Here is an 11,563-nt window from a genome sequence, read left to right on the forward strand (position 1 = left end):
GACGCCGACCAGCTGAGGCGCTGCGAGCTGTTTGGGGCTGACATCCTGGAAACCAGCGTCGCCATGGGCGGCACCATCACCGGCGAGCACGGCGTCGGTGTGGAAAAGCTCAACTCCATGTGCGTGCAGTTCTCGGTGCAGGAAAACGAGCAGATGTTTGGCGTGAAGCGGGCCTTTGACGCCAAGGGACTGCTCAATCCCGGCAAGGTGATTCCCACGCTGAACCGCTGCGTCGAGTACGGGAAAAAGCTGGTGCGCGGCGGGCAGATGGCGCATCCGGATTTGCCGCGCTTCTAATCAGGCAGAAACGGGTTCCAGGATGCAGGCATTGCGCGGACTGGCCTGGCTGCTGGCGCTTCAATCGGTGGGCGAGTTGCTCGCGCGCGGGCTGTCCCTGCCCCTTCCAGGCCCCGTGATGGGCATGATTTTGCTGCTGCTGGCGCTGCGCTGGACGCCCGTGCGGGAGCCGGTTGCCGTCTGCGCCACTTTTTTGCTGTCGCACCTTTCGTTACTCTTTGTGCCCGTGGGCGTGGGCGTGATGACCCATCTTTCGCTCGTGAGCCAGTACGGCGTGCGCATGCTGGTGGTCATCGTCGTGTCGACGCTGGCCGGCCTGGGTGTGACCGTATTGACCATGCACCTGCTGGCAAACCCGCCCGACCCTGCCCCGGAGCAAGAACCCCATGCCTAAATTTGTGGAGTTATGGGTCTATCTTTCGGCCTCGCCGCTGTTTGGACTGACGGCGACGCTGATGGTTTATGTGGCGGCGCAAGCCGCCTACACCCGACTGGGGCAGGCACCATGGGCCAACCCGGTGTTGTGGACGGTGGTGATTCTGGCCAGTGGACTGCTGGCCACCGGCGTGCCTTATCCCAGCTACTTTGCCGGCGCCCAATTCATTCACTTCCTGCTCGGTCCGGCCGTGGTCGCGCTGGGCTGGCCGCTCTGGCTGCGGCGTGAAGAGTTGCGCCAGCGCTGGGGGCGCCTGCTGCTTGCTGCGCTGGCGGGCGGCGTGGCAGCAGGGGGCTCCGCGTTGCTGCTGGCCTGGGCCTTCGGCCTGCCGCCAGAGGTAACCCTGTCGCTTGCACCCAAATCCGTCACGGCACCGGTCGCCATGGGGATTGCCGAACAGGTAGGCGGCATTCCGGCGCTCGCCGCCGTATTTTCCGTGATCACCGGATTGGTGGGCGCGCTCTGCGGCAAATACCTGTTTGCCGTCCTGCGCATCCCGACGGACAGCGCGGGCTGGGCGGCACGCGGATTCGCACTGGGCACTGCGTCACACGGCATTGGCGCGGCGCGCGCCATGCAGGTCAATGCCGATGCGGGTGCCTATGCCGGACTGGCGCTGGGCTTGCAGGTGGTACTCGCGTCGCTGCTGATTCCGCTGGCCTTCCGGCTGTTTCATTAACGACCTGACCGGGCTGCGGCCCGACCCTTGGTCGTTTACGCCGCCTGCAGGCTCGGCTTGCTGACACTCGCCGGTTTGGCATTGCCGCTGGTGCCGAACATGATTTCCCCGGAAATCTGGCCACCTTCCTCGACCACCAGTTTGCCGTAGCGAATGGTGCCGGTGACCTTGCCGGTCGCGTAAATCACCAGCTTGTCCCGCACCGTCAGGTTGCCGTTGAATTCGCCGCGGATTTCAGCCACATCAATCTCGGCTGAACCTTTGAACGAGCCCTGTTCTGAAATCTGGATCACGCGCGAATCCATGGTGGCTTCGACAAACCCCTCTACGACCAGGGTGTCGCAGTCGGTGATTTCAACGCCCTTGAGTTTGATGTTCGGTCCGACGGTCAGCTTGCTGCCGCCCTCTTTGCCACTGCCTGCGGGGGTCAACGCTTCGGTCACCGGTCGGGCCGCGTTGGGCTGGCTGGCCGTTTGGGAGGCGGAGTTCAGTGTGCCGGATGCAGCCGTGTTGCCGTACGCACTGGCTGAGCCAGGACGTGCATTGGTCGGTGTCTCATTCTCTCGCTTGCCAAAAAACGGTGTTGCCATGTGACTTCCTTAAAAAGTGCAGATGGTACGTCTGCAGAAAACAAAAATCTGCCCTCTTGTGCAAGAGAGGTAACGAAATTAATTCTTACATCCAGCACCAGACGGCAGGCCATGCCGCGCCCTGCAGGCGCTCACCCGACATCAAAAAAAGGCCTTATTTGGCATGACGACAGGCCGTCTGAAAGTGGCGGCCCGCATGATCGACTGGTACCGGACTCGTTGGGAGATCGAGATGTTCTTTCACGTGCTCAAGAACGGCTGCCGCATTGAGGCCTTGCAGCCGGGCTGCGTTGAAAAAATTGAGCGCGCCCTGGTGCTGTACATGGTGGTGGCCTGGCGCATTGCCCGGCTGATGCGTCTGGGGCGAAGTTGCCCAGACATGGATGCACAACTGATGTTCGAGCCCGATGAGTGGAAAGCGGCCTACATCCTGAACAAGCAGAAATTGCCCGACAAGCCGCCTACACTCAACGAGGTGGTGCGCCTGGTCGCCAGGCTGGGAGGCTTTCTTGCGAGAACGGACGATGGTGAGCCGGGAGTCAAGACGATCTGGCTGGGCATGCAGCGCATCCTTGACTTCGCCGCTGGCATCCGGTTCTCACGCGAGCTTCAGACTCAGGGGACTTGTGTATAACGAAATGGGCTAAAAGCGGCCGAAATTCGGTAATAATCGAACTTATACTAAATAATTTTTAAGCCGTTTGCAGGGGGACAATAATGTATATTCCCGTAAAAATGAAATTTGCGATTGCGATCGTTTTCGCCCTGTTCTGGACTGCGATTTCAATCTACCTTGCGCAGTACTGGTTTGGCGAGCTTTCAGCCCTCATTGGCGTTTTTTTGACCGCAGCAATCATTCTTGGGATCGCAATCATCCCCGGTTTCATGAATGCTTTCCTATTGGCAGGTCTGATCATGGATCGACGACCGAAATGTGTTCCGCTGGCAATTTACCCCATTTCGTTATACACAACTTTTTTCTTGTTTTAAATCAACAACTTACGATCTCACGTTTTTCACGCCCTGCGTTGGCTCACCCTATACAAATCAACAACTTAGCGGTACCGTCGAAGTCTGCAAAACGTTGGTCAGAGACTTGTGTATAACGAAATGAATTTACCCCCCTCTCACCATCCTGATTGCCGCGTTCAACGAGGAAGCGAGCATAGGCGAAACGCTCAAAAGTATCGAACTCCAGCATTACAGTGGTCCATTTGAAGTGATTGTCATTGACGATGGCTCCAAGGATGCAACTGCCGAGATTGTGACTGCCGCGATGGCGCATTATCCGTGGTTGAAATTGATTAGACTGGAAAAGAATGGCGGCAAAGCCAAGGCGCTCAATCAAGGCTTTGCCCAGTCCCATTACCACATCATAGTTACCCTTGATGCAGATTCTTATCTGTTCGTTGATTCGCTCCAACGCATCGTGGAACGGTATTTTCAAGATCCGGCAAATACCAAGGCGATTTCCGGCGCCGTACTGGTGCGAAATTCTCGTGAAAGCTGGATTACCAAGGCCCAGGAGTGGGACTATTTTCACGGCATCGCCGCAATCAAGCGGGTGCAATCGCTTTTTCAGGGCACATTGGTGGCACAGGGGGCATTTTCACTCTACGACAGAAATACGCTCATTGAAGTTGGCGGCTGGCCGGATTGTGTGGGGGAAGATATCGTCTTGACATGGGCTATCCTAAATCGCGGTTATCGGGTCGGCCATAGTGAAGATGCCTGCATATTCACCAATGTTCCTGCGACCTTGAAGCAATTTAGCCGGCAGCGCCAGCGTTGGTCGCGCGGCATGATGGAAGCTTTCAAAAAACATCCGAGTATTCTGCTCTCGCCGCGCCTCTCAACTTTTTTTATCTACTGGAACCTGCTGTTTCCACTATTGGATTTTATCTTTACCATTAGTTTCATCCCAGGCATATTGCTTGCCCTGTTTGGATACTATTGGATTGTCGGACCCATGACATTGGCCTTGATACCATTGGCAATGGCAATGAATTACATCATGTTTTTCATTGGCAAAAGGATGTTCGATCACAGGCATCTCCATGTGCGCGCCAATTTCGCAGGTTTTTTAATCTATGCATTCGGCTACAGTTTAATCCTGCAGCCAATCTGTCTCGTCGGCTATCTTTCAGAAATGCTCAATTTTAAAAAAAATTGGGGCACAAAATGAAATCCATATCGAGTCGAGCAATAGTATTGAGCGCACTGTGCCTTACATCTATCACTTGCCTGGCTGCTATCGATGAGGATAGTGTCAGGCAAGGCGCAGGTGCGGCACTGTATGTATCCAGGGATAACGAAGGTTTTGTAACGCAACGCGCCGCGATTGAATATTTGCCGAAATATAAACACGCCGATTCGCAGACCGGTTTTCGTTACACCACGCATCATTTTGAACAGAACAACTGGTCTCGTAGCGGGCAGCAAATCAGTGTTTTGCATCGCGAAATCGATCCGGCGACTGCCAATGGCTGGCAGGTCGAAGGCGGATTCTTTCGCCAGGGACAACACGATCTTTTCACAGCGGATGCAAACTATCGGAGAATGCTGGCCGAACGCACCGGACTGGAATTGTTCCTCAGCCGGGACTGGGTCGAAACTGCTAACGCGCTGGACAAAGGTATCCATTTCACTTTTTCCGGTATTGCGCTGGAGCAGGGCTTGGGGGCGCATGTCACCGTTGTCGGGACAGGGGGGCGCCAGAATTTTTCCGACGGTAACGCCAGAAATCACCGCCGTCTCAAGCTGATTGTGCAACCTGATCTCGACCTCGGGTTGACGTTGCAGGCGCGCTATCGTGCCTACGATAGTTCCAGCGAAGATGTCGGGCGCAATTATTTCAATCCTGGCCATTACGAGGAGTCGATGCTTGCGCTTGCGTGGCGCAAAAAAATCCAAGGCTGGAATACAAGTGTGACTGCCGGGTTCGGACAGCAAAAGATAGGCGACGATCCGCGCACAGCAACGCAGCTGTTGGAAGTCGGGCTGCAAAGCCCGATTAACCGCACCGATTCGTTTCGCATGCGTGGCGGGCTGAACTCAAACGGGTCATTCAACGGCCCTAATTACCGCTACCGCTACTTGCTGGCCGAGTGGATCATTGGGTTTTGATTAGCCCCCAAGGCGCTCGCTGATTCCGGACTCCCGAGTTCGACAGCTAATCGCGTAAGTTATTGATCTATATAGGGGGGCGTCTCAAACGCTCCACTACAAAAGAGTCAACTGGGTGTTTAGGGTTGGTTTTTTGATCGTCAGCGCAGACAGAATGTCGGTATGTTCCTTGGTAATCGAAGACAGTCCAGCGATGGGCTGGCTGTTGTTCAGCGTGATCCGCTGGTGCTGAATACGGCGCAGTTTCGAGAGGGCGCGCTCGGGTGAGAGTTTGGTGTCGCTGGCGCGCAATCGGGTCCGCATGACCCGATACAGAATCAGCGCCATAAAGCAGATCGACGCATGCGCGCGAATGCGTGTCGGCAATCGGTGATAGATCGGCCCAATCTCGATCTCAGACTTGAGCACACGGAAACCCCGCTCAATATCAGCCAGCGATTTATAGCGTTTGACGACTTCATCGGGCGCCAGATCGGCGGTGTTGGTGACCAGCAGTAATTTGCCATCCATCAGGCGCGCATGTGTCAAGGCCCGTTCATCGATTGCGTAGGTGAACAACTCACTTTTGAGGTCAACCCGTACGATCCGTGCCAGATGCGCCTCGCACACCTCATGGTAGAAGCGGGCGCGGGTGCCACCGTCAGACAGCTTGCGACCGCGTTTGCGCCCTCCCGCGTCCTGGGCATCGAGTTTGCCCGCCCAAAGGGCGGCTTGCGTGTCCAACTCTTGAATGCGGCCGTCACGCTTGGCGCCGGCATCCAGGGCGACCTGCGGATCATGCGCGATGATGAGTCTGAGCTTGTTCCATGACGTCTCGCCCAGTACCTCTTCCTTGGCATTGGTGCACTGCGCCGAATGGAATGGCTCCAGGAGTTCAACGAAATCGCCATAGCGCCGCCCCGGCACCGCCAGAATGAATTCCAGCTTCCCGCCCCCAGGCAGGGTGATGGCCTGCAGCTCTGCCAGGTTATCGGTTGACAGCAACCCCCGGTCCGCCACGGCAATGATGCGTTTGATGGGAAAGCGCTTAACAATTTTCTCAATGACGGGTTTGAGGGTGGTGACTTCGGCCGTATTGCCGTCAAACACCTCGTGGTACAGCGGCGAGTTGGTGCCGAATAAGAAGTCACGAATGCTGCACATCGGCTCGTCCGTGCGATCTATCGCTTTGTGCATCGAACAACCGGAGACCAGCGCTCTATCGGGCCTATTCGAAATCCTGGGACTCGGCCCACTCGGAGGATGGCCCCTCATCCTCGCTGGCCACGGGCGCATGAAGGTCCACCACAAACACGATTTCCCCCCCAAAACGGCCCACGCCCAGCGCCTTCATAAGGACCTGTTCCTTCTCGGTTGAATCCAGTCGCAGAAAACAGATCGCCTGCTTCGTACCTTCGTGCATGGCGGTGAGGACGTCCAGCCGTGCAATGCGACCGAACTTTCCGCATAGCCGCTGCAAGGCTGGCCTCAAGGTGGCGACATCCGGGCAGTGTCCGAGCTTCTCAAGTGCGTTCATGATGGTTTCTTTCGATGTTCGTGATCTCAGGCCAACTTCACGGACGGCCCCTTCAATGCGTTGGCCCTTTGCTCAAAGATATGCCCGCAGCTTGTAACGGCACTTGAGATTTCTCAACCGGATTGCGAAGCACTTTCTGCCAAGTGCATGGCGCCCCGGACGCCACAAGACATGGAAAAATAGCCACTAAAAATGGCGTTCATTTGATGTACAACAAGCGCAAGAAGAATGGACCGGCGAACCTGTGCATCGCTGCCTAAACTGGCCGCTGCATACCCGTGGCGTTAACATCGCTTTGAGGCCGCACTTTCTTCGCACTTTCTTATTTGGTGTCACTGCCAACTTGATGCAAGGATGTTCAAATGAACCAGACAACTCTTCCTGTTTTCGGTACCTGTCCCAAAGCCATCAAGATGGCGTCTTTGGTCAAGACACTGCAGGGGCACAGCACGTTGAAGGTCAAGGTGTGCGTTACAGCCCGGCACTCTGCTTGCAGAACAGGCCACTTTGCCGCCGGCGCCTGAACCCATGACATCCAACGTGATACCCCTGCGCAGCGCGGCTGGCATGACGCCCCTTCCAGCCGGAGCCCTGGCCGCTCATGCGCCCTGAGCCCCTCGCTGACGGTGTGCCGGTGGCGAACCAAAGCCGATCCGCGCTGGTCGACCACGCGCCCATGGCCCTGCACCCGGGCAGCAGCTTGCTGGCCATGGCCGAGCGCACGGCGCATATCGGCAGCTGGTCGATGGATCTGCCGGGCCGCCGGCTGATGCACTCGGACGAGTTTGCAGCCATTCTGGGCGTGGCGGCGGGCAGTTCGCTGCTGCTGGAGGCGATGGTGGCCCGATTCACGCCCGAATGGCACGAACGCCTGCGCACCCTGATCCAGCGTTGCGGCCAGGACGGAACGCCCTTTGACGAAGAGATGCAGATCATGGCGACCGCCAGAACTGCCAAATGGGTGCGCGCCGTAGGTGAGGCCGTGCGCAATGAAAAGGGCCAGATCGTGCGCCTGCAGGGCGCATTGCAGGATATTTCTGCCCATAAGCAGGCCCAGCGCGAAACCATTCGCCTGGCGATGCGCCTGACCACCACGCTGGCCAGCATCACGGAAGCCTTTGTCACGCTGGACCGCCAGTGCTGCTTCACCTACCTCAACCAGGAAAGCGAGCGGCTGCTGCAGCGCAGCACCGGCGACCTGCTGGGCCAGGCAATCTGGCAGGGATTTGCCGACAGCGCAGGCGAGCGCCTGAAGCAGCAGCTCGAAAAATCGCTGGCCACTCATCGCCGTGTCGAATTCGAGGACTTTTATGGGCCCCTGGGCAAGTGGCTGGAAGTGCGCGCTTACCCGTTTGCCGAAGGCCTGGCAGTGTATTTCCGCGACGTCAGCGAGCGGCGGAAATCGCAGGAGCAGCTGATGCTGCTGGAAACCAGCATCTCGCGGCTCAACGACATCGTGCTGATTGCCGAGGCCTTGCCGGTCGGTGAACGCGCGCCGCGCATCGTGTTTGTCAACGATGCCTTCGAGCAGTACACCGGCTACGGCCGCGAGGAAGTGCTGGGACAGACGCCGCGCATGCTGCTGGGGCCTGAACCCCAGATTGGCGAGCTGCGCCGCATGTCCGAGGCGCTGCAGCAAAACGGACAGGTTCGCAGCGAACTGCGGGTTTACAGAAAGGGCGGCAGCTGGTTTTGGGTAGAACTGGAGATTGTCCTGGTGCTCGCGCCGGCGGGCCAGCTCACGCACTGGGTCGCGGTGGGGCGGGACATCACCCAGCGCAAGGCAGCCGAAGACGAGATTCACCACCTGGCCTTTTACGATCCGCTGACCGGGCTGCCCAACCGGCAGCTGCTGCTGGACCGGCTGCAGCACGCGCTGGCCCAGAGTGCGCGCACCCAGCGCGGGGGTGCGCTGATGTTTATCGATGTGGACAATTTCAAGGCGCTGAACGACACGCTGGGCCACCACAAGGGCGACCAGCTGCTGCAAAAAATCGCCACGCGGCTGCTGGACTGCATGCGCAAGACCGACACCGTGGCGCGCCTGGGCGGCGACGAGTTCGTCGTCATGCTGGAAGACCTGGGTGACGACCCGGCCGCCGCCGCCGCGCGGGCGCGGGTCGTGGCAGAAAAGGTACTGAACCACCTGCGTGCGCCCTTCGATCTGGACGGCCACCAGCACCACGCCAGCGCCAGCATGGGCGTGACCGCGCTCGGCGGACTGCAGAGCAGTGTGAGCGAACTGCTCAAGCAGGCCGACCTGGCGATGTACCAGGCCAAAACCCAGGGCCGCAACACTGTCTGCTTTTTTGACCCCGACCTGCAGGCCGCCGCCAGCGCCAAGGCCGCACTCAGTTCCGACCTGCGCATCGGCCTGCAAGAGCGCCAGTTTCTGCTGTATTACCAGCCCCAGGTCGACCGCCATGGCCACATCACCGGCGTCGAAGCCCTGCTGCGCTGGCAGCACCCGCGCTTGGGGCTGGTGGCGCCCGCTGACTTTATTCCGGCGGCCGAGGACACCGGACTGATCTTGCCGCTGGGCCAGTGGGCGCTGGAGACCGCGTGCGCGCAGCTCGCAGCTTGGGCCGGGCGGCCCGACACGGCGGGCCTGAGCATGGCGGTGAACGTGAGCGTGCGCCAGTTCCGGCACCCGGACTTCGTGGACACGGTGATGGCAACGATTGCGCGCACCGGCATCCCGCCGCACCGGCTCAAGCTCGAGCTCACCGAGAGCCTGCTGGCCGACAGCATGGAAATCACCCTCGCCAAGATGGGCACGCTCAAGGCGCTGGGCGTCACGCTGGCGCTCGACGACTTTGGCATGGGATATTCGTCGCTGTCGGTGCTCAAGCGCCTGCCGCTGGACCAGCTCAAGATAGACCGGAGCTTTGTGGCCGACCTGCTGACCGACCCGAACGACGCTGCCATTTCGCGCGCCATCATCACGCTGGCCCAGAGCCTTGGCCTGGGGGTGGTGGCCGAGGGCGTGGAAACGCAGGCCCAGCGCGACTTCCTGATCGAGCAGGGTTGCGACCATTTCCAGGGCTACCTGTTTTCAGAACCGCTGCCGATCGGGCAGCTGGAGGCCTACCTGGGCACGCAGGCCGCACACCCAACACTCACGGCGTCCACAGCCCTTTAAGCGCCCGCCAGCAACGCCGCATTGCCCCCCGCCGCCGTGGTGTTCACCGTCACCGTTTGTTCCGCGCAAAAGCGGTACAAATAGTGCGGGCCGCCCGCCTTGGGGCCGGTGCCGCTCAGGCCTTCCCCGCCAAAGGGCTGCACACCGACCACCGCGCCAATCATGTTGCGGTTCACATAAATATTGCCGACATGCGCGGCAGCGGCCAGCGCCTGCGCGCGCGAGTCAATGCGGGTCTGGATGCCCAGCGTGAGGCCGTAGCCGAGCGCGTTGATCTGCTCAATGACGACTTCCGGCGTTTTGAGCGCACCGCTGCCCCAGCGCACGATTTGCAGCACCGGGCCAAAGATCTCGTCTTTCACCTCGGCCAGGCTGGCCACTTCAAAGGCGGCGGGCCAGACTGCATTTGCTATTGAATCAGTAGCTGCTTGTGCTCGCTGATCCTGCGGTAGAAGCACTTTTGATGATGAATGAAGGCGCTGCAGGTGCTGCCCGATGTTGTCACAGGCCTCGCGGTCAATCACCGGCCCCAGGTCGGTCGCCAGTTCGGCCGGGTCGCCCACCACCAGTTCGCGGGCCGCGCCCTGGATCATCTCGATCACGGCATCGGCAATGCCTTCATGCACGCACAGCAGGCGCAGCGCCGAGCAGCGCTGGCCGGCCGAGCGAAACGCGCTTTGCACCACGGCATCGACCACCTGCTCGGGCAGCGCGGTGCTGTCCACCAGCATGGCGTTGATGCCGCCGGTTTCGGCAATCAGCGGCACGATCGGGCCGTCCTTGGCGGCCAGCGCGCGGTTGATCAGCTTGGCGACCTGGGTCGAGCCGGTGAACACCACGCCGGCCACGCCGGGCGCGGCCACCAGCGCGGCGCCCACGGTGTCGCCGGGGCCGTGCAGCAACTGCAAAGCGCCTTCGGGCACACCGGCCTGGTGCAACAACTTCACCGCCTCCCAGGCCACGCCCGGCGTTTGCTCGGCGGGCTTGGCCAGCACGGCGTTGCCGGTGCCAAGAGCCGCCGCCACCTGCCCGATGAAAATCGCCAGCGGGAAATTCCACGGGCTGATGCAGACCCAAACGCCGCGCCCGTTCAGGCGCAGCTCGTTGGTCTCGCCGGTCGGGCCGGGCAAGGCGATGGGCGCCATGATGCGCTCGGCTTCGTTGGCGTAGTAGCGCAAGAAGTCGATGGCCTCGCGCACTTCAGACACGGCATCGCCCCAGGTTTTGAACGCTTCTTTCACCATCAGTGCGCAGAACCTCGGCATCTGCTGCTGCAGCGCATCGGCGGCACGGCGCAGGATGGCGGCGCGCTCGGCCACCGGCACTTTGCTCCATTTTTGATAGCTATTAAAGCCCGTAGCTAAATGGCTGGAGGCCAATTTGGCATCAAACTCAGGAATGACGGGCACCTGCACGACGCGCAATGCGGCGAACAGCGGCGCGCGCATGCTGTCGACCGTCAAGTCCAGCCCCAGGCTGTTGGGGCGCGCGGGGCCGAACAGCGCGGGCGGCAGCGGCAAAAAGAGCGCCGGCTCCAGATGCAGCGGCGAGAGCAGCAGCTGGTCCATGCCCACCGATTCGTCGGCCAGCTGGTGCACAAACGAGGAGTTGGCGCCGTTTTCCAGCAGGCGGCGCACCAGGTAGGCCAGCAGGTCCCGGTGCGCGCCGACCGGCGCGTAAACGCGGCAGTTGATCAGCGGGTTTTTCAGCACCTCGCGGAACACGCCTTCGCCCATGCCGTGCAGGCGCTGCAACTCGAAAGGCACGGCGTTGCGGG

At 59.9% G+C, this 11,563-nt stretch carries 10 protein-coding genes and 2 pseudogenes; 8 read left to right on the top strand and 4 right to left on the bottom strand.

Going from position 1 to position 11,563, the window contains the following annotated elements; all coding sequences use genetic code 11:
- The 3 genes from Q8K05_RS16245 to Q8K05_RS16255 form a co-directional block, all read left to right on the top strand.
- Window positions 1–297 (top strand): FAD-linked oxidase C-terminal domain-containing protein (locus Q8K05_RS16245; protein WP_305247655.1); only part of this gene is annotated, 297 nt, incomplete at its 5' end.
- Between the two features lie 22 nt (window positions 298–319).
- Window positions 320–691 (top strand): CidA/LrgA family protein, encoded by a 372-nt coding sequence (locus tag Q8K05_RS16250; protein WP_305247656.1) that lies wholly within the window; start codon window positions 320–322, stop codon window positions 689–691.
- Window positions 684–1,412 carry an LrgB family protein gene (locus Q8K05_RS16255; RefSeq protein ID WP_305247657.1) on the top strand — a complete coding sequence of 243 codons (729 nt, stop codon included), beginning with the start codon at window positions 684–686 and terminating at the stop codon, window positions 1,410–1,412. The genes Q8K05_RS16250 and Q8K05_RS16255 overlap by 8 nt, the downstream gene beginning before the upstream one ends.
- Window positions 1,413–1,447: 35 nt before the next feature.
- Here Q8K05_RS16255 and Q8K05_RS16260 read toward each other — a convergent pair whose 3' ends face one another.
- Window positions 1,448–2,002, bottom strand: coding sequence for a polymer-forming cytoskeletal protein (locus tag Q8K05_RS16260; protein WP_305247658.1), 555 nt, complete (start codon window positions 2,000–2,002; stop codon window positions 1,448–1,450).
- A 196-nt stretch (window positions 2,003–2,198) separates the two neighbouring features.
- Here Q8K05_RS16260 and Q8K05_RS16265 point away from each other — a divergent pair.
- The 4 genes and pseudogenes from Q8K05_RS16265 to Q8K05_RS16280 form a co-directional block, all read left to right on the top strand.
- Window positions 2,199–2,636 (top strand): annotated as a pseudogene (locus Q8K05_RS16265) (IS4 family transposase); the annotation flags it as partial.
- A gap of 101 nt (window positions 2,637–2,737) precedes the next feature.
- On the top strand, window positions 2,738–2,992 hold the full coding sequence (locus Q8K05_RS16270; protein ID WP_305247659.1) for a hypothetical protein: 255 nt from the start codon (window positions 2,738–2,740) through the stop codon (window positions 2,990–2,992).
- Between the two features lie 142 nt (window positions 2,993–3,134).
- Entirely contained in the window at window positions 3,135–4,187 is a 1,053-nt protein-coding gene (locus Q8K05_RS16275; RefSeq protein ID WP_305247664.1) for a glycosyltransferase family 2 protein, read from the top strand.
- Window positions 4,188–4,213: 26 nt separating this feature from the next.
- Window positions 4,214–5,128 (top strand): hypothetical protein, encoded by a 915-nt coding sequence (locus Q8K05_RS16280; RefSeq protein ID WP_305247660.1) that lies wholly within the window; start codon window positions 4,214–4,216, stop codon window positions 5,126–5,128.
- Between the two features lie 96 nt (window positions 5,129–5,224).
- On the opposite strand, the pseudogene Q8K05_RS16285 reads toward Q8K05_RS16280, so the two are convergent.
- Both Q8K05_RS16285 and Q8K05_RS16290 read right to left on the bottom strand, forming a co-directional pair.
- A pseudogene (locus Q8K05_RS16285) lies at window positions 5,225–6,259 on the bottom strand (IS1634 family transposase); the annotation flags it as partial.
- A gap of 76 nt (window positions 6,260–6,335) precedes the next feature.
- Entirely contained in the window at window positions 6,336–6,644 is a 309-nt protein-coding gene (locus Q8K05_RS16290; RefSeq protein WP_305247661.1) for an RNA-binding protein, read from the bottom strand.
- Between the two features lie 601 nt (window positions 6,645–7,245).
- On the opposite strand from Q8K05_RS16290, the gene Q8K05_RS16295 reads away from it, so the two are divergent.
- Window positions 7,246–9,786: a bifunctional diguanylate cyclase/phosphodiesterase gene (locus Q8K05_RS16295; RefSeq protein ID WP_305247662.1), complete on the top strand. Its 2,541-nt coding sequence runs from the start codon at window positions 7,246–7,248 to the stop codon at window positions 9,784–9,786.
- On the opposite strand, the gene Q8K05_RS16300 is transcribed toward Q8K05_RS16295, so the two are convergent.
- A partial coding sequence (locus tag Q8K05_RS16300; protein ID WP_305247663.1) for an L-glutamate gamma-semialdehyde dehydrogenase occupies window positions 9,783–11,563 on the bottom strand: 1,781 nt, incomplete at its 5' end. The two genes, Q8K05_RS16295 and Q8K05_RS16300, sit on opposite strands and share 4 nt — an antisense overlap.

Origin of the sequence: Polaromonas sp., from assembly GCF_030682935.1 — a bacterium.
Classification (GTDB): domain Bacteria; phylum Pseudomonadota; class Gammaproteobacteria; order Burkholderiales; family Burkholderiaceae_C; genus Polaromonas.